At 71.9% G+C, this 17,272-nt stretch carries 14 protein-coding genes; all 14 read left to right on the forward strand.

Going from position 1 to position 17,272, the window contains the following annotated elements:
* Positions 1-4 precede the first annotated feature (4 nt).
* Genes ACIBTS_RS14865 through rfbC form a run of 14 tightly spaced genes read left to right on the forward strand, consistent with a single transcriptional unit; the run spans position 5 to position 17,272 of the window.
* Positions 5-2,233: a bi-domain-containing oxidoreductase gene (locus ACIBTS_RS14865; protein WP_399319486.1), complete on the forward strand. Its 2,229-nt coding sequence runs from the start codon at positions 5-7 to the stop codon at positions 2,231-2,233.
* Entirely contained in the window at positions 2,230-4,224 is a 1,995-nt protein-coding gene (locus ACIBTS_RS14870; RefSeq protein ID WP_399319488.1) for an alginate lyase family protein, read from the forward strand. The genes ACIBTS_RS14865 and ACIBTS_RS14870 overlap by 4 nt, the downstream gene beginning before the upstream one ends.
* 9 nt (positions 4,225-4,233) lie before the next feature.
* Positions 4,234-5,772 carry a right-handed parallel beta-helix repeat-containing protein gene (locus ACIBTS_RS14875; protein WP_399319490.1) on the forward strand — a complete coding sequence of 513 codons (1,539 nt, stop codon included), beginning with the start codon at positions 4,234-4,236 and terminating at the stop codon, positions 5,770-5,772.
* Between the two features lies 1 nt (position 5,773).
* Positions 5,774-7,006: an O-antigen ligase domain-containing protein gene (locus ACIBTS_RS14880; RefSeq protein WP_399319492.1), complete on the forward strand. Its 1,233-nt coding sequence runs from the start codon at positions 5,774-5,776 to the stop codon at positions 7,004-7,006.
* Positions 7,007-7,008: 2 nt separating this feature from the next.
* Entirely contained in the window at positions 7,009-8,250 is a 1,242-nt protein-coding gene (locus ACIBTS_RS14885) for a glycosyltransferase (protein WP_399319493.1), read from the forward strand.
* On the forward strand, positions 8,247-9,497 hold the full coding sequence (locus tag ACIBTS_RS14890) for a class I SAM-dependent methyltransferase (RefSeq protein ID WP_399319495.1): 1,251 nt from the start codon (positions 8,247-8,249) through the stop codon (positions 9,495-9,497). Before ACIBTS_RS14885 ends, ACIBTS_RS14890 begins: the two co-directional genes overlap by 4 nt.
* The gene (locus ACIBTS_RS14895; RefSeq protein ID WP_319671600.1) at positions 9,494-10,288 is read left to right on the forward strand and encodes a glucose-1-phosphate cytidylyltransferase; all 795 of its coding nucleotides are present in this window, start codon (positions 9,494-9,496) and stop codon (positions 10,286-10,288) included. The genes ACIBTS_RS14890 and ACIBTS_RS14895 overlap by 4 nt, the downstream gene beginning before the upstream one ends.
* Positions 10,285-10,932 (forward strand): PIG-L deacetylase family protein, encoded by a 648-nt coding sequence (locus ACIBTS_RS14900; protein WP_399319497.1) that lies wholly within the window; start codon positions 10,285-10,287, stop codon positions 10,930-10,932. Before ACIBTS_RS14895 ends, ACIBTS_RS14900 begins: the two co-directional genes overlap by 4 nt.
* Positions 10,933-10,935: 3 nt before the next feature.
* A complete protein-coding gene (locus ACIBTS_RS14905) occupies positions 10,936-11,961 on the forward strand; it encodes an NAD-dependent epimerase/dehydratase family protein (protein WP_399319499.1) in 1,026 nt (341 codons plus the stop codon).
* A 32-nt stretch (positions 11,962-11,993) separates the two neighbouring features.
* A complete protein-coding gene (locus tag ACIBTS_RS14910) occupies positions 11,994-13,247 on the forward strand; it encodes a DUF4910 domain-containing protein (RefSeq protein ID WP_399319720.1) in 1,254 nt (417 codons plus the stop codon).
* On the forward strand, positions 13,244-14,551 hold the full coding sequence (locus ACIBTS_RS14915; RefSeq protein WP_399319500.1) for a hypothetical protein: 1,308 nt from the start codon (positions 13,244-13,246) through the stop codon (positions 14,549-14,551). The genes ACIBTS_RS14910 and ACIBTS_RS14915 overlap by 4 nt, the downstream gene beginning before the upstream one ends.
* A complete protein-coding gene (locus ACIBTS_RS14920) occupies positions 14,548-15,495 on the forward strand; it encodes a glycosyltransferase family 2 protein (protein WP_399319501.1) in 948 nt (315 codons plus the stop codon). Before ACIBTS_RS14915 ends, ACIBTS_RS14920 begins: the two co-directional genes overlap by 4 nt.
* Positions 15,492-16,730: a polysaccharide pyruvyl transferase family protein gene (locus ACIBTS_RS14925; RefSeq protein ID WP_399319503.1), complete on the forward strand. Its 1,239-nt coding sequence runs from the start codon at positions 15,492-15,494 to the stop codon at positions 16,728-16,730. The genes ACIBTS_RS14920 and ACIBTS_RS14925 overlap by 4 nt, the downstream gene beginning before the upstream one ends.
* On the forward strand, positions 16,727-17,272 hold the full coding sequence (rfbC, locus tag ACIBTS_RS14930; protein WP_399319505.1) for a dTDP-4-dehydrorhamnose 3,5-epimerase: 546 nt from the start codon (positions 16,727-16,729) through the stop codon (positions 17,270-17,272). Before ACIBTS_RS14925 ends, rfbC begins: the two co-directional genes overlap by 4 nt.

Here is a 17,272-nt window from a genome sequence, read left to right on the forward strand (position 1 = left end):
TCGGGTGAAACAGGTTGTGCAGAACTACAAGAGCGGCGAGCTGACCCTGCTCGACGTGCCGGTGCCGGGGTGCAAGCCGGACGGTGTGCTGGTCCGCAGCGCCTACTCGCTGATCTCCACCGGGACCGAGCTGATGAAGGTGTCCGAGGCCGGCATGTCGATGCTGGGCAAGGCCCGCTCCCGGCCGGACCAGGTGGCCAAGGTCGTGCAGAGCGTGGCCACCAACGGGGTGCCCGCCACCTACCGCAAGGTGATGGGCAAGCTGGACTCCTACACGCCGCTGGGTTACTCGCTGTGCGGGGTGGTCGAGCAGGTCGGCGCGGGGATCGACGAGGTGAAGGTCGGCGACCTCGTGGCCTGCGCCGGCAACGAGCACGCGTTGCACGCCGAGCTGAACTGGGTGCCGAAGAACCTCTACGCCCGGGTGCCGGACGGCCTCGCGCCGCGGCACGCGGCCTTCGGCACCGTCGGGTCGATCGCGTTGCAGGGCGTCCGCCAGGGCGAGTCACGGCTCGGCGAGGTGGCGCTGGTCATCGGCCTCGGGCTGATCGGGCAGCTGGTGGTGCAGCTGCTGGCCGCCTCGGGAGTCCTGGTCGTCGGGGTCGACCCCGACCCGGCGCGCTGCGAGCTCGCCGAGCGCCTGGGCGCGGCGGCCTGCGGCGATCCCGGCTCCGCGGCCGTGGAGAGCGCCGTCGCCGAGCTCACCGGCGGCCTGGGCGTGGACCAGGTGTACCTGGCCGCCGGCGGCGGCAGCAACCAGCCCGTCGAGCTGGCCGCCCGGCTGAGCCGGGACCGCGGCCGGGTCGTCGACATCGGAAAGTGCCGCCTGGACCTGCCGTGGAACGCGTACTACGAGAAGGAGCTCGACGTCCGGTTCTCCCGCAGTTACGGCCCCGGGCGCTACGACCCGGAGTACGAGCTCGAGGGGCGGGACTACCCGATCGGCTATGTGCGCTGGACCGAGCGCCGCAACCTGGCCTGCTTCCTCGATCTCCTCGCCCGCGGCCGCGTCGACGTGGAGCCCCTGGTCTCCCACATCGCGGACTTCGACGACGCCGTCGAGACGTACCAGCGCCTCAAGGACGGCGAGTTGAAGGCCGTGGCCGTGCTGTTCCGCTACCCCGAACACGTGCAGGAAGCGGAGGAAACGGGGGAAACGGCGGGAACGGCGGCCCCGGCGGTGGCCGTGCCCGCGGTGAAGCGGTCCAGCGGCGCAGTGCCCGCGTCGGCCCGGGCCGCCAACTCGCCGGTGCGGCTGGCGTTCGTCGGCGCGGGAAACTACGCGACGTCGATGCTGCTGCCGCACCTGGCACAGCGTGAGGGCGTCGAGCTGTCGACGGTCGTCACCACGACGGCGCTGTCCGCGGCCAACGCACAGCGCAAGTTCGGCTTCGCCGAGGCGACCACCGACCTCGACGCCGTGCTTGGCGACAAGTCCATCGACGCGGTGTTCGTCGTCACCCGCCACAGCTCGCACGCCGAGCTGACCCGAAAGGCGCTGCTGGCCGGCAAGACGGTGTTCGTGGAGAAGCCGTTGGCGCTTGACCAGGACGAGCTGGCCGGCGTGCTCGCGGCGGTGGAGGAGTCCGGCAACGACCGGCTGCAGGTGGGCTTCAACCGTCGGTTCGCGCCGCTGCTGCAGGAGGCCAGGAAGCAGTTCGGTGCCCGGACCGGGCCGGCGAGCCTGCGCTACCTGGTCAACGCGGGCCGGCTCGATCACGGCAGCTGGTACCTGCGACAGGGCACCGAGGGCTCGCGGTTCGCCGGCGAGGGCGGGCACTTCATCGACACGGCGAGCTGGCTGCTCGAAGCCGACCCGGTCTCGGTGTACGCGGCCGCCACGTCCGGCAACGAGGACCTGCAGATCGTGCTGCGCTACCCGGACGGGTCCACCGCCACCATCAGCTATGTCACCACCGGCTCGGCCGGCTTCCCCAAGGAGACGCTGGACCTGATCGCGGACGGCAGAGTGCTCCGGCTCGACGACTTCGTCCGTGCCTCGCTGTATTTCGAAAAGAGCACAGCCGGCCGTAAGCGGTGGGTCAGTTCGCGGCTGCCCAAGGCCCGGGACAAGGGCCAGAACGCCCAACTGGCGGCGTTCGTCAAGGCCGTGCGGACCGGGGGGCCGATGCCGGTGCCGCTGGAGTCGCTGGTCGCCACCACGGCGGCCACCCTCGCCGTGCAGGCCGGCCTGGTCGGCGGAGCGCCGGTGACGTTGGCGAGAACGCGATGACTGTGAACTCGGGGAGTCCGGGCTGGTATCTGCGGCGGCTGTCCCGGATGGGACCGCGGGAGGTCGGCGGCCGGGTGGGCGACACGGTGCGCAGGCGGCGCTGGCGGTCGGCGCGGCCGGACTGCCCGAGCGTGACCAGCTCCCGGTTCACCGCGGTGCTGCCCGCGGGGACGATCGAGGCGGTGCCGCCGGACGCCGCGAAACGTCTCCTCGCCGAGGCGGACCGGCTGATGGCCGGGCACGCCGAGTATTTCGGGGTGGTCCGCGACGACCTGACCGACCCGGACTGGTGGTACGACCCGAAGACCGGGCGGCGGGCTCCGTGGGGCTACGCCTTCGACGTGCCGTACCGGAACGAGGACGCGGTCGGGGACGTCAAGCAGATCTGGGAGCTGTCCCGGCATCAGTACCTCACCGTGCTCGCCGCCGCCTACGCGATCAGCGAGGACGAGCGGTACGCCGAGCGAGTGGCCGAGCACCTGCGGTCGTGGTGGGCGGGCAACGCGCCGCTGCGCGGGGTGCACTGGACCAGCGGCATCGAGCTGGGGATCCGGCTGCTGTCGTGGGTGTGGATCCGCCGGCTGCTCGACGGCTGGCCGGGCGTGGGCGCTCTGTTCGAGGGCAACCCGGTGGCGCTGAACCAGATCTGGCACCACCAGCGGTGGCTGGCCGCCTTCCCCAGCCGGGGGTCTTCGGCGAACAACCACGTCATCGCCGAGGCCGCCGGACAGTTCGCGGCGGCCTGCGCGTTCGGCTGGTTCCCCTCCTCGGAGCGCTGGCGGGCCGACGCCCTGCGGTCGCTGGAGCGGCACCTGCGCGGCAACACCTTCCTCTCCGGCCTCAACCGTGAGCTGGCCACCGAGTACCACGGACTGGTGCTGGAGCTCGGCCTGGCCGCGCTGGCCGAGGCGGATGCGGCAGGCGTGCCGGTGCCCGCGTCGATCCGGCTGGTGCTGCTGCGGATGACCGACGCGCTCGCGGCCGTCGTGGACAGCCGGCTGCGGCCGCCGCGTCAGGGGGACTCGGACGACGGGCACGGTCTGGTCGTGGACGGTGCGGGCACCGACCGCTGGGGCTCGCTGCTGGCCACCGGGGACGCCGTGTTCGGCCGGCTCGCCTGGTGGCCGACGGTGACCGGCACCGATGTGCGCACCCCGCTGCTGACCGCGCTCATCCGGCCGTACCCGCGCAACGGAACCGCACCGGCCGTGTCCCGCCCGGCAAGCCGACCGGGTCATTTCGCCGACGCGGGCATGACCATCCTGCGTGGTCCGACAGAGACGACGGACACGGCGGAGATCTGGTGCCGCTGCGACGGTGGTCCGCACGGGTTCCTGTCCATCGCCGCGCATGCCCACGCGGACGCGCTGGCCGTGGAGGTCCGGCACGACGGGGTCGACGTGCTCGCCGACCCGGGGACGTACTGCTACCACGGGCAGCCCGAGTGGCGGCAGTACTTCCGGTCGACCCTCGGCCACAACACCCTGCAACTGGACGGCGGTGACCAGTCCGTCTCCGGCGGCCCGTTCCTGTGGACCCGGCAGGCCCGCAGCCGCGTCCTGGTCGCGGACGCCTCCGGCGCCTTCGACGGGGGGACGGCCCGCTGGTGCGCCGAGCACGACGGCTACCAGCGCTCCGTGCACCGCCGCCGGGTGGAACTGTCGGCCGCGAGCCAGGAGCTGACGGTGGTCGACGAGGTGCGCGGCCCGCGCCGGGCCGCGCGACTGGCGTTCCACCTCGGCCCGGCGATCGTCGCCGAGCTGGCAGGACACCGGGCGGTGCTCACCTGGACCCGGGACGGCGAGGACCGCTCCGCGACTCTCGACCTGCCCGGGCAGCTGTCCTGGCGGGCGCATCGCGGCGAGAGCGACCCGCCGCTGGGCTGGTACTCCCCCGGCTTCGGGCGCAAGGAACCCGCCACCACGCTCATCGGCACCGGCTTCGTCGACGGCGCGCAGGGGTTCACCACCGTACTCAGGTTCCACGGCTAGGGAGGACGTGTGGGGATCAAGTGGGGGCACCGGGCGGTGCCGGCGGCACTGCTGGCGCTGGTCCTGCCGACGGCGACCGGCTGTGAGAGCAGCACGCCGGGCGCGGCGCCGAAGCCGAACACCGCCGCGCCCTCCGCGTCCGTGGCCACGTCCGTGGCCCGGGTGTGCGCCAAGCCCGCGGCCGGGCCGGCGAAGGCGCCGAAGGGCGCGGTGCCGGTCGACCCCGCGGTGGTCGGTGACCTGGCGGCGAAGACCAGGAGCAGCCCCCCGCACACCACGTTCTGGCTTCGACCGGGCAGGCACACGCTCGAGCCGGACCGCTACGCCCAGGTCATCCCCAAGGAGGGGGACAGCTACCTGGGCGCGCCGGGCGCGGTGCTCGACGGCCGCAAGACCAACCAGTACGCGTTCGGCGGCACCGCCAGGAGCGTCACCATCGGCCACCTCACCGTGCAGGGTTTCGTCGCGCCGCAGGACGAGGGTGTGGTCAACCATGACTCGGCCGACGGGTGGGTGATTGAGCACTCGACGATCCAGAACAACTCCGGCGCCGGACTGATGGCCGGCGCCCACCAGCAGGTCCGCGCCAACTGTCTGCGCGCCAACGGGCAGTACGGCATGAACGCGTACAAGAGCGGCGGCCGTGTCACCGCTCTGGTGGTCGAGGGCAACGAGATCGTGGGCAACAACACCGGCGACTGGGAGCGGCGGCGACCGGGCTGCGGCTGCACCGGAGGCGTCAAGTTCTGGGCCGTCGACGGCGCCGACGTACGCGGCAACTGGGTGCACGACAACCGCGGGCCCGGGTTGTGGGCGGACACCAACAACAACGACTTCCTCATCGAGGACAACGTGCTCGAGGCCAACGACGGTGCCGCGCTGATCTACGAGACCAGCTACAACGCGATCATCCGGAAGAACACGATCCGCCGGAACAACTGGGTGGAGGGCCGCCGGTACGCAGACAAGGGCGACAACTTCCCGTTCGCGACCGTCTACCTGTCCGAGTCCGGCGGCGAACCGCGGATCCGGGCCCGCACGGACAGGATCGAGATCTACGGGAACGTGCTGGAGAACAACTGGTCCGGGATCACCCTGTGGGAGAACGCCGACCGGTTCTGCAACAGCCCGGCCAACACCTCCTCGGGTGACTGCACGTTGCTGGTGAAGAAGACCGGCAGCTGCGCACGGCCGGCGATCGCCACCGCACCGCTCTACGCCGACTGCCGGTGGAAGACCCAGCGGGTGGACATTAACGGCAACCGCTTCGTGCTGGACAAGTCCGTCGTCGACTGCACGGTCAAGTGCGACCGCATGGCGGTGCTGGCCAACTACGGCACCTATCCGGACTGGTCGCCGTACCAGGGCGAGCGGGTGGCCGAGGCGATCACCCGCAAGCAGGACAACCACTGGCACGACAACGTCTACGTCGGACCGTGGACGTTCGTCGCCCACGACCCGAGCCGGACACTCGACTCCGCGCAGTGGCAGGCCGCGCCGTACCAGCAGGACGCCGGCAGCACCTTCCGCGCAGGGGACGGTGGTTGAGATGGGCACGGACCACACGCCGAAGATCGTCGGGACAGTCTGGGGGCTGCTGGTCCTCAACACGCTCGGCTCCGCCGGGGCGAAGACCATCGTCCCGCTGCCCCGCTCCCTCATCCAGATGGTCACCATGGGCGCGCTGGTCGCCGCGTTCGCCCTGGCGCTCGCGGTCAATCTCCGGCTGCGCATCCGGGCCAGTGCCTTCCTGTTCCTGCTCACCCTGCTGCTGGTGCTGAGCGTGATCTCCAGCGCGAACCTGGAGTCGGGTTTCGGGGCGCTGTTCCGGTGCGCCCGGCTGGCTCTCTTCGTCGGCACGCTGTGGCTGCTCAGCCGCTGGTGGGACGGCGGCCCGACGTTCGTCCGGCACCACATCCGGATGTACTTCGCGGTCCTCGGGTCGGTGGCCGCCGGCCTTGTCGTCTCACCGGGCGCGGCCCTGCCCGACCTCTACGGCGGGCGGCTGGTCGGCGCGTTGTGGCCGCTCACCCCGCCGCAGATCGGACAGTACGCGGCGGTGATCATCGGGCTCACCGTGCTGCTCCTGCTGGGCCGCCGCACCGACAGGACCAGCGCGGCGGTGGTCATCGTGCCGTCACTCGTCCTGCTCGCGCTGACCCATACCCGCACCGCCACGCTGGGCCTGCTCATCGGGCTGGCGCTGGCGATTTCGTCGCTCATCCTGACCAGCGCCGCCGCCCGCCGGTTCTTCTCCTGGGCGGTGGTGTGCGCCGCGGTGGCCGCGGTGGGGTTCGGCTCCGCGCTACAGGCGTGGTTCCTGCGCGGGCAGAGCCAGGAGAACTTCAGCAGTCTCACCGGTCGGGAGAAGGTCTGGCACGCCCTGCTGGCAGCGCCCCGGACGACTTCGGAGTACCTGTTCGGCGCGGGCCTGGGCGACAAGTCGTTCGGCGGGCTGCCGATCGACAACAGCTGGCTGGCCGTCTACAACGAGCAGGGCATGACCGGCGTCGCGCTGGTGGCGGCGATCATCATCGTGCTGGGCGGCGTCGCGTTGCTGCGGCCGCCGTCGCTGTCGAGGGCCTGCGCGATCTTCCTGATCAGCTATTGCGCGATCGCCTCGTACACCGAGGCCGGGCTGGGCGACGCCTCGCCGTATCTGCTCCATCTGGCCGTGGCCGCCTCGCTGCTGGCGACGCCTGCGGCGGCCACTGCCCCCTCGACACCCGACATGCCTCGACGACGCGGCCCGCGATGGGCCCAGAGATCGGAGGTGGCCTGAACATGCACGTCCTCGTGGTGCACAACCGCTACGCCTCGGCGCAGCCGAGCGGGGAGAACAAGGTCGTCGACCAGGAGGTGGCGCTGCTGCGCGAGGCAGGCCACCGGGTCGAGCTGTTCGAGCGGCGCAGCGACGACATCGCCGCCCGGTCCCTGCCGGGCAAGGTCGCGGTGCCGCTGCTGGTGCCGTGGAACCCGGCGGTCCGCACGGAGCTCGCCGCCCGGCTGCGCGCCGAGCGGCCGGACGTGGTGCACGTCCACAACGTCTTCCCGCTGCTGTCGCCGGCGGTCCTTGCCGCCTGCGCCGACGCCGGCGTGCCCGCCGTCGCCACACTGCACAACTACACCCAGGTCTGCCCGCCCGGCACGCTGCAGCGCGACGGCCGGCCCTGCACCGAGTGCGTCGGGTCGACGCCGTTGCCCGCCGTCCGGCACGGCTGCTACCGGAACTCCCGCCTGGCGACGGTGCCGCTCGCGGTGAGCCTGGCGGTCAACCGGCGGCGGTGGTGGTCCGGTGTGGAGCGGTTCTTCTGCATCTCCGCGGCGCAGCGCGACGTACTGGTGCGGGCCGGCATGCCGGCCGAGCGACTGGCGGTGAAGCACAACTTCGTGCCCGACCCGGACGCCCGCCGTGAGGGCGCCGGCGAGCATCTGCTCTATCTCGGCCGGCTCGCGGAGGCCAAGGGCGTGCGGCTGCTCATGGCGGCGTGGGACGAGCTCGCGGCGAGCGGCGGTGTGGGCGTGCCGCTCGTGATCGCCGGCACGGGGCCGCTGGAGCCGGAGGTGACCGCCTGGGCGGCGGGCCGGGACGACGTGCGCCACGTCGGCCTGTACGACACCGCGGAGTGCCAGAAGGCCATCGCGCGGTCGGTCGCCGTGGTGGCTCCCTCGACGTGGCTGGAGGCGTTCGGCCTGGTGGTCGTGGAGGCGATGGCGGCCGGGGTTCCGGTCGTCGCCGCCGGTCACGGCGCCTTCGTCGAACTCGTCGAGGACGGGGTGACCGGGCTGCTGCACCGGCCGGGCGAGGCCGCCTCGCTCGCGTCCTGCCTGCGCCGGATCGCGGCCGAACCGGACCACAACCGGGAGATGGGCCGGGCGGCCCGGCTCCGTTACGAACAGGGTTTCAGCCCGGCGGTCGGCCTTGACCGCCTGGTTGACGAGTACCGCACCGCGATCGCGGGTCGGTCAGCACCGGCTCGCGGCAGGGACACCCGCGCGAGCAGGGGGGATGGGGACAGTAGATGACACGATGCCGACTCTGCGGCTCGGAAGCGATGGCGAGCGTCGTCGACCTCGGGGCGACGCCGCCATGTGAGAGCTTTCTCGCCGCGGACCAACTGGACCGGCCGGAACCCGCGTACCCGCTGCACCTGCGGGTCTGCACCGACTGCTGGCTGGCGCAGCTCCCGCCGCTGATCACGCCGGAGGAGACGTTCAAGGAGTACGCGTACTTCTCCTCGTACTCGACGTCCTGGGTGGAGCACGCGCGTACGTTCGTCGCCGACGCCGCAGAGCGCCTTGCTCTCGGCACCGACGCCTTCGTGGTCGAGGTCGCGAGCAACGACGGATATCTGCTGCGGCACGTGGTGGACCGGGGGATCCGCTGCCTGGGCATCGAGCCGTCGGTGAACGTCGGCGCCGCGGCGCGGGACGCGGGCGTGCCCACGCTCACGGAGTTCCTGAGCCCTCAGACCGGCTCGGCCGTCCGCGAAGAGCACGGCCCGGCGAACCTGGTCGTGGCCAACAACGTGTACGCGCACATCCCCGACGTGGTCGGGTTCACCCAGGGGCTGCGCGCGCTGGTCGCCGACGACGGCTGGGTCTCCATCGAGGTGCAGCATCTGCTGACCCTCATCGAGGAGAACCAGTACGACACGATCTACCACGAGCACTTCCAGTACTACACGGTCGCGTCCGCGATCCGGGCCCTTGCCAGCGGCGGGCTCGCGCTCGTGGACGTCGAGCTGCTGCCCACGCACGGCGGCTCCATCCGGCTGTGGGCCCGGCCGGCCGAGGCGGCCGGCGAGCCGACGCAGCGGGTGGCCGACGTGCTGGCCCGGGAGAAGGCCGCCGGTCTTCAGGAGCTGTCGGGGTACGCCGAGTTCTCCGCCCGGGTGGCCAAGGTGCGCCGGGACCTGCTCAGGTTCCTCATCGAGGCGGCCGAGCGCGGTGAGACGGTCGTCGGCTACGGCGCCCCGGGCAAGGGCAACACCCTGCTCAACCACTGCGGCATCCGGCCCGACCTGCTCGCGTACACGGTCGACCGCAACCCCTACAAGCACGGCCGGTTCACCCCGGGCACCCGCATCCCGATCCTGCCGCCCGAGCAGATAGCCGCCGACAAGCCGGACTACGTCGTCGTCCTGCCGTGGAACCTGCGGGCCGAGCTGGTCGAGCAGCTGGCCTTCGTGGGCGACTGGGGCGGCCGACTGGTCTTTCCCATCCCGGAACTGAGCATTGTCGAGGTCGCGTCTCGAAAGGTCACAGCATGAAGGTCGTTCTGTTCTGCGGCGGTTACGGGATGCGGATGCGGAGCGGCGCCGCGGACGACGTGCCCAAGCCGATGGCGATGGTCGGCCCGCGGCCGCTGATCTGGCACGTCATGCGCTACTACGCGCACTTCGGGCACCGGGAGTTCATCCTGTGCCTCGGCTACGGGGCTCACCACATCAAGGACTTCTTCCTCAACTACGAGGAGACGACGTCCAACGACTTCGTGCTGCGGGGTGGACGGACCGAGCTGCTGTCCACCGACATCGCCGACTGGACGATCACGTTCGCGCAGACCGGCATCGAGTCCCCGATCGGGGAGCGGCTGCGCCGGGTGCGGCACCACCTGGACGGCGACGAGATGTTCCTCGCCAACTACGCCGACGTGCTCACCGACGCCCCGCTGCCGGAGATGATCGACCGGTTCGCCCGGCGTGACGCCGGTGCGTCGATGATGGTGGTGCCGCCGCAGTCGTCGTTCCACTGCGTGGAGTTGGGCGAGGACGGCCTGGTGGGGGGCATCACCGCGGTGAGCGACATGCCGCTGTGGGAGAACGGCGGCTACTTCGTGCTCCGCCAGGAGATCTTCGACCACATCCCGGAGAACGGGGACCTGGTCGCCGACGGATGCGCCCAACTGGCCAAGCAGGGTCGGCTGGTGGCGCACCAGCATCGCGGTTTCTGGAAGCCGACCGACACCGTGAAGGAGCGGGCCGCGCTCGACGACGCCTACGCCCGGGGCGAACGCCCGTGGGCCGTGTGGGAGCGGGACAACGCCTGGGTCGGCGCGTGATCCGGCTCGGGGCCGGGCGCCTGGACCGGATCGTCGCGGTGGGCGCGCACTGCGACGACATCGCCATCGGCGCCGGCGGCACACTGCTGACGCTGTGCCTCGCGCGGCCGGGTGTCCGCGTCGACGCGCTGGTGCTCTCCGGTGGTGGCAGCGAGCGGGAGCAGGAGGAGCAGGCCGCGCTCGCCGCCTTCTGCCCGGGCGCCGACCTGCGGCTGACCGTGCACAAGCTGCCGGACGGCCGGCTGCCGGCGCACTGGGAGGAGGCCAAGGCCGCGGTCGAGGAGCTGCGCGCCCAGACCGACCCGGAGCTGATCCTGGCCCCGCGCACCGATGACGCGCACCAGGATCACCGCGGCCTGGCGCAGCTGGTCCCCACCGCGTTCCGCGACCATCTCGTGCTCGGCTACGAGATCGTCAAGTGGGACGGCGATCTCGGCCGTCCGGCGGCGTACCAGCCGCTGTCGTCGGAGATCGCCGAACAGAAGGTACGGCTGCTGCAGGAGCACTACCCCTCGCAGCGGCACCGGCCCTGGTACGACCGGGAGGCCTTCCTCGGCCTTGCCCGGATCCGCGGCATCGAATGCCAGGCCCGCTACGCCGAGGCGTTCGACGTCGCCAAACTCACGCTCAACCTGGGGGGTTGAACCATGCGCGTACTACTGAGCGGACACCAGGGCTATCTGGGCACCGTGATGGCCCCGGTCCTCGCCGCCGCCGGGCACGAGGTCGTCGGCCTGGACGCCGGCCTGTTCGCCGACTGCGTCCTCGGCCCGACGCCCGCGGACCCGCCGGGGCACCGGGTGGACCTGCGCGACGTCACGGCCGAGCATGTGGCCGGGGTCGACGCCGTGATCCACCTGGCCGCGCTCTCCAACGACCCACTGGGATCGCTGGCGCCGGACCTCACCTACGACATCAACCACCACGCGTCCGTGCGGCTGGCCCGGCTGGCCCGCGACGCCGGGGTACGGCGCTTCCTGTACGCGTCCACCTGCTCGGTCTACGGCGCCGCAGGCGGCGACGACCTGGTGGCCGAGGACGCCCCGCTGCGCCCGGTGACGCCGTACGCGGAGTCCAAGGTGCGGGTGGAGGACGATCTGCACGCGCTCGCCGACGGCGACTTCAGCCCGGTGTACATGCGCAACGCCACCGCCTTCGGCTACTCGCCCCGGCTGCGCGCCGACATCGTGCTGAACAACCTGGTGGGCCATGCGCTCCTGTCCGGCGAGGTCCTTGTGCTCTCCGACGGCACGCCCTGGCGCCCGCTGGTGCACGCCGCCGACATCGCCCGGGCCTTCGCGGCCGCGCTGGTCGCGCCGCGGGCAGCGGTGCACGACCGGGCGTTCAACATCGGCAGCGAGATCAACAACGTGACGGTCGCCGAGATCGCCGACCAGGTCGCCGAGGCGGTGTCCGGGGCGAAGGTGGTGATCACCGGGGAGAACGGCGCCGATCCGCGGTCCTACCGGGTGGACTTCTCCCGGTTCCGTACGGCGATCCCCGGCTTCGACTGCGAGTGGACGGTGAAGCAGGGCGCGCTCGAACTCGCCGACGCCTACCGGAAACACGGGCTGACCCGGCAGGACTTCGAGCGGCGCTTCACCCGGCTTGCCGTGCTGCGCGCCGCGTCCGAGGCCGGCACGGTCGACGACACCCTGCGGTGGCGCCGGTGACCACGCATGTAAAAAGAGGTGCCGACGAGGAGATGTACGCCCTGGTGGAGCGGCTGTACCCGCTGTGCCGGAGCATCACCGGCGACGGGGTGCGCGCCACCCTGGACATCGTCGGCGAGTACGTCCCGTTGCAGATGCACGAGGTGCCGACCGGGACCCAGGTCCTCGACTGGACGGTGCCGCAGGAGTGGAACATCCGCGACGCCTACATCGCCGACGCCGCCGGCCACCGGGTCGTCGACTTCGCCGCGTCCAGCCTGCACGTCCTCGGCTACAGCGTGCCGGTGTCGGCGACGATGCCGCTGTCCGAGCTGCGCGGACACCTGCACACCCTGCCGGACCACCCGTCCTGGGTGCCGTACCGCACCAGCTACTACCACCCGCAGTGGGGGTTCTGCCTGGCCCAGGACACCCTGGACGCGATGCCGGACGGCGAGTACGAGGTGCGCATCGACTCCACGCTCGCCGACGGCCATCTCACCTACGCCGAGCACGTGGTTCCCGGGCGGGTCGCCGACGAGGTGATCGTCTCCTGCCATGTCTGCCACCCGTCGCTGGCCAACGACAACCTGGCCGGCATCGCGGTGGCGACGTTCCTGGCCCGCGCGCTGGCGACGACGACGCCGTACTACACCTACCGGTTCATCTTCGCGCCCGGCACCATCGGGGCGATCACCTGGCTGGCCCGCAACGCGGAGCGGGTGGAGCGGGTCAAGCACGGGCTGGTGCTGGCCTGCGCCGGCGACCGGGGCAGCCTGACGTACAAGCAGAGCAGGCGCGGCGACGCGGAGATCGACCGGGTGCTGCGGCACGTACTGACCGCATCCGAACGCCCGCATCAGGTCAACGAGTTCACTCCGTACGGCTACGACGAGCGGCAGTACTGCTCGCCCGGGTTCGATCTCGGCGTGGGCTCGCTCACCCGTACCCCGTACGCGGGCTACCCCGAGTACCACACCTCGGCGGACGACCTGGACTTCGTCTCCCCTCAGGCGATGGCGGACACCCTCGCCGTCTGCCGCGAGGCGTTCGCCGTCCTGGACCGCAACCGGCGGTACGTCAACCTCAGCCCGTACGGTGAACCACAGCTGGGGCGACGCGGGTTGTACGACGCGCTCGGCGGCCGCAGCGACACCAAGCAGGCCCAGATGGCCATGCTCTGGGTGCTCAACCTCTCCGACGGCGGGCACAGTCTGCTGGACGTCGCAGAGCGGTCCGGACTACCGTTCGACACCGTCGCCGACGCGGCCGACGCGCTGCACGAGGCAGGGCTGATCAAGACATGACGTCCATGCCCGTCGAGGGGGAGAATCCCCGGACAGCGGCGCCACCGGCCCGATCCGCCAAGCGGGCCCTCGTCGGCCGGCTGTCCTGGGGACTGGCCGACCAGGCGGCCTCCAGCATCAGCAACTTCGCGGTGGGCATCTACGTGGCCCGCTCGCTGGGGGTCACCGCGTTCGGCGTGTTCAGCCTGGCCTGGGTGACCTACGGCGTGGTGCTCAACGTCTCCCGGGGCCTGGCCACCGACCCGCTCGTGGTGCGCTTCAGCGGCGTGCCGGAGGCGTCCTGGCGCGGGGCGGTGGCCCGCTCGACGGGTACCGCCCTCGGCGTCGGTTCGGCCCTCGGCGTGGTCTGCCTGGTGGCCGGCCTCGGTCTCGGCGGCCGCGTGGGGCCCGCCTTCGCGGCCCTGGGTCTCATGCTGCCGGGTCTGCTGCTCCAGGACGCCTGGCGGTTCTCGTTCTTCGCTGCCGGTGCCGGGCGGAAGGCGTTCGTCAACGACGTCGTGTGGGGCATCGCGCTCGTCCCGGCCATGGTGGTGGCGGCCCACGTGGACAGCGTGGCCGCCTTCGTGCTCGCCTGGGGCGCGTCCGCCACGGTGGCGGCGGGGTGCGGCTACATCCAGTCCGGAATCCGGCCCCGGATGACCGAGGCGCGCGGGTGGCTGCGCGAACAGCGCGACCTCGGCTACCGGTACCTGGTCGAGAACGTCAGCCTCAGCGGCGCGAGCCAGGTGCGGGCATACGGGCTCGGCGTGATCGTCGGGGTCGGCGCGGTGGGCACGGTGCGCGGCGCCGAGCTCCTGCTCGGCCCGTTCCTCGCCGTACTCATGGGGCTTTCGCTGGTCACCGTCCCCGAGGCGGCACGGGTGCTGCGGCAGGCCCCGCACCAACTGGGCAGGTTCTGCCTCCTCCTCGGCGGCGGGCAGGCCGCCGGAGCGCTGCTCTGGGGCTCGGCGCTGCTGCTGATGCCGGGCCGGCTCGGTGAACTTGCGCTCGGCGACGTCTGGCACTCCTCGTCGCACCTCATCGTGCAGATCACCCTCAGCGTCGCGGGAGCGGGCCTCGGCACCGGCGCGGCGGCCGGCCTGCGCGCGCTCGGCGCGGCCCGGCGCAGCCTGCGCTGCCAGTTGTTCGCCTCCGCCTGCTACGTCGGCGGCGGGCTCGGCGGCGCGGCCGTCGGCGGCACCGCCGGCTCGGCCTGGGGCGTCGCCGCCGCGACCCTCAGCGGCTCGGCCGTCTGGTGGCTGCAACTGCGATCCGCCCTGCGCGAGCACCGCCACAACCCCATCCCCGAAGTGAGGACCTCATGACCTCCCAACCCAGGCTGACCATCGGCCTGCCCGTGTACAACGGCGAGGAGTACCTGGCGGAATCGCTCGACGCGCTGCTCGGCCAGACCTACGAGGACTTCGAGCTGGTCATCTCCGACAACGCCTCGACCGACGGGACCGAGGACATCTGCCGCAAGTACGCCGCGCAGGACGCGCGCATCCGGTACCTTCGGCTGCCCCGCAACGTCGGCGCCACACCGAACCACAACCGGGTGTTCGCCGAGTGCCGCGGCGAACTGTTCAAGTGGGCCTCGCACGACGACCTCTACGCCCGCGATCTGCTGCGGCGCTGCGTCCAGGCCCTGGACGAGCAGCCCGACGTGATCCTCGCGCACGCCGACCAGGCGGTCATCGACGCCGACGGCCAGGTCAAGGTCCCCTACGAGTACACCCTTGCGACGAACTCGCCGCAGGCGCCGGAGCGCTTCCGCAGCATGCTGTTCGAGCCCGGCGGCGACGACTTCTACGGGGTGATCCGAGCCGACGCGCTGCGCCGGGTGAAGCCGATGGACAGCTACCACCACGCGGACCGCACCTTCGTCGCCGAGATCGCCCTGCACGGCCGCTTCCACCAGGTGCCGGAACTGCTGTACTTCCGCCGCGACCACCCCACCCGCGCCGAGCGGGCGAACCCGTCCAAGCGCTCCCGGTGCGTCAACCTGGACCCGCGCCGGGCAGGCCTGCTGCACCCGACGCCCCGCCTGCTCGCCGAGTACGTCTGGGGCTTCACCTCGGCGATCTGGCGGGCCCCGCTGTCCCCGGCCGACCGGCGCGCCTGCTACCGCCACCTGGCCGCCTGGATGACCAGCCGGGTCCGGCCGGGCGCCGGCGAGCGGGTCGAGGACCGCGCCCCGGTTGACCCGGCCGAGCTGACCGTCTCCGTCGACGCTCTCGTCGCCGGCCGTGAGGGGAGGCGCGCATGACGTCCGCGGACGAAACTCCGGTGCGCGTGGGGCTGTTCGGCCTGCTCGGCTCCGGCAACCTCGGCAACGACGGATCGTTGGAAGCCGTGCTCGGCTACCTCCGCGCCGAGCACCCGGACGCGGTCGTGGACGCGCTGTGCGGCGGACCCGAAGCGGTGACGGCGAAGTTCGGGATCCCCGCGACGCGGCTGCACTGGAACCGCGCGGAGTACCGGACCGCGTCCCGTGCGGGCGCGATCGCGTCGAAGGGCCTGGGCAAACTCGTCGACGTCTTCCGCACCGCCGCCTGGGTGCGCCGGCACGACGTCGTGATCGTGCCCGGCATGGGCGTACTGGAGGCCACCCTGCCGCTGCGTCCGTGGGGCTTCCCGTACTCCCTGTTCCTGCTCTGCGCGAGCGGACGGTTGACGCGCACCCGGGTCGCGCTGGTCGGCGTCGGCGCCGCCGAGATCCAGAGCCGCCCGACCCGGGCCCTGGTGCGCTGGTCGGCGCGGCTTGCCGCGTACCGGTCGTACCGGGACGGCCAGTCCCGGGACGCGATGCGGGCGATGGGCGTGGACACCGCGCGCGACGAGGTCTACCCCGACCTCGCGTTCTCCCTGCCGACACCGCCGGCGAGCGCGCCCACCGGCACGCCGGGTCCCGTCTGCCTCGGCGTCATGGACTTCCACGGCGGCAACGACGACCGCGCCCGGGCCGAGGAGATATACCGGCGCTACCTCGACGGCACTATCCGGTTCGTCCGCACGCTCGTCGAGGAGGGCAGGCCGGTCCGGCTGCTCACCGGCGACCAGTGCGACTTGTCGGTGGTCGCCGCTGTCCTGGACGCGGTCGACTCACCACTGGTCACCGCGGCCGAACCGGCCTCGCTGGCGGACCTGATGAACGAGATGGCGGCCGCCGACACCGTGGTGGCCGTCCGCTACCACAACCTGATCTGCGCGCTGAAGACCGGAACGCCCGTGCTCGCCCTCTGCTATGCGGCGAAGAGCGACGCGCTCATGGACCGGATGGGCCTCGGCGCGTACTGCCACCCGGCACGCGAGGTCGACGCCGACCGGCTGCTCGAGCAGTTCCGGTCCTTGGAGAAGCACTCGGCGGAGCTGCGGAAGCTACTCGCCGAACGAAACCTGGCCGCCACCCGGCAACTCGAGGACCAGTTCACCGCGTTGACCGCGGCCCTGTTCCCGACGACCGACCACGAGCAGGCCCACGCCCGGCAGGAGGCTCCATGAAAGCGACCGAAGTCCGGGAGATCGCCGGCGCGTTCCTGTTCGAGCCGACACCGTACGCCGACGAACGCGGCTTCTTCTGCCGCACCTTCGACGCCGACGTGGTCCGCTCGGTGGGCCTGGACCCGGACGCCTTCGTCCAGGACAGCCTGTCCCGCTCGGCCCGGGGCGTGCTGCGGGGCCTGCACCTGCGCTCCGGCGCCGGCGAGGCCAAGCTGGTGCGGTGCTCGTACGGGAGGATCTTCGACGTCGTCGTGGACCTGCGGGCGGACTCGCCGACCTACCGCAACCGCGGCTTCTTCGAGCTGTCCGACGAGACACAGGTGACCCTGTACATCCCGGCGGGGTGCGCGCACGGCTTCCAGGCGCTCACCGAAACCGCCGACACCTCCTACCGGATCGACCGCCCGCACGATCCGGCCGAGGACGTGACGATCGCGTTCGACGACCCGGAGCTCGCCATTCCCTGGCCGCTGCCGGTCACTTCGATGTCCCAGCGGGACCGCGAGGCGCCGAGCCTCGCCGAGGTCCTGAAGCAACAGTAG

It is taken from the genome of Streptomyces sp. NPDC050121 (assembly GCF_044460385.1).
In the GTDB taxonomy this organism is placed as follows: domain Bacteria; phylum Actinomycetota; class Actinomycetes; order Streptomycetales; family Streptomycetaceae; genus Streptomyces; species Streptomyces soliscabiei.

Excerpts from the sequence above, each read along its gene's own strand:
- ACIBTS_RS14870 (WP_399319488.1), top strand. The coding sequence starts at position 2,230 with ATGACTGTGAACTCGGGGAGTCCGGGCTGGTATCTGCGGCGGCTGTCC.
- ACIBTS_RS14880 (WP_399319492.1), top strand. The coding sequence starts at position 5,774 with ATGGGCACGGACCACACGCCGAAGATCGTCGGGACAGTCTGGGGGCTG.
- ACIBTS_RS14885 (WP_399319493.1), top strand. The coding sequence starts at position 7,009 with ATGCACGTCCTCGTGGTGCACAACCGCTACGCCTCGGCGCAGCCGAGC.
- ACIBTS_RS14890 (WP_399319495.1), top strand. The coding sequence starts at position 8,247 with ATGACACGATGCCGACTCTGCGGCTCGGAAGCGATGGCGAGCGTCGTC.
- ACIBTS_RS14895 (WP_319671600.1), top strand. The coding sequence starts at position 9,494 with ATGAAGGTCGTTCTGTTCTGCGGCGGTTACGGGATGCGGATGCGGAGC.
- ACIBTS_RS14905 (WP_399319499.1), top strand. The coding sequence starts at position 10,936 with ATGCGCGTACTACTGAGCGGACACCAGGGCTATCTGGGCACCGTGATG.
- ACIBTS_RS14910 (WP_399319720.1), top strand. The coding sequence starts at position 11,994 with ATGTACGCCCTGGTGGAGCGGCTGTACCCGCTGTGCCGGAGCATCACC.
- ACIBTS_RS14915 (WP_399319500.1), top strand. The coding sequence starts at position 13,244 with ATGACGTCCATGCCCGTCGAGGGGGAGAATCCCCGGACAGCGGCGCCA.
- ACIBTS_RS14920 (WP_399319501.1), top strand. The coding sequence starts at position 14,548 with ATGACCTCCCAACCCAGGCTGACCATCGGCCTGCCCGTGTACAACGGC.
- ACIBTS_RS14925 (WP_399319503.1), top strand. The coding sequence starts at position 15,492 with ATGACGTCCGCGGACGAAACTCCGGTGCGCGTGGGGCTGTTCGGCCTG.
- rfbC (WP_399319505.1), top strand. The coding sequence starts at position 16,727 with ATGAAAGCGACCGAAGTCCGGGAGATCGCCGGCGCGTTCCTGTTCGAG.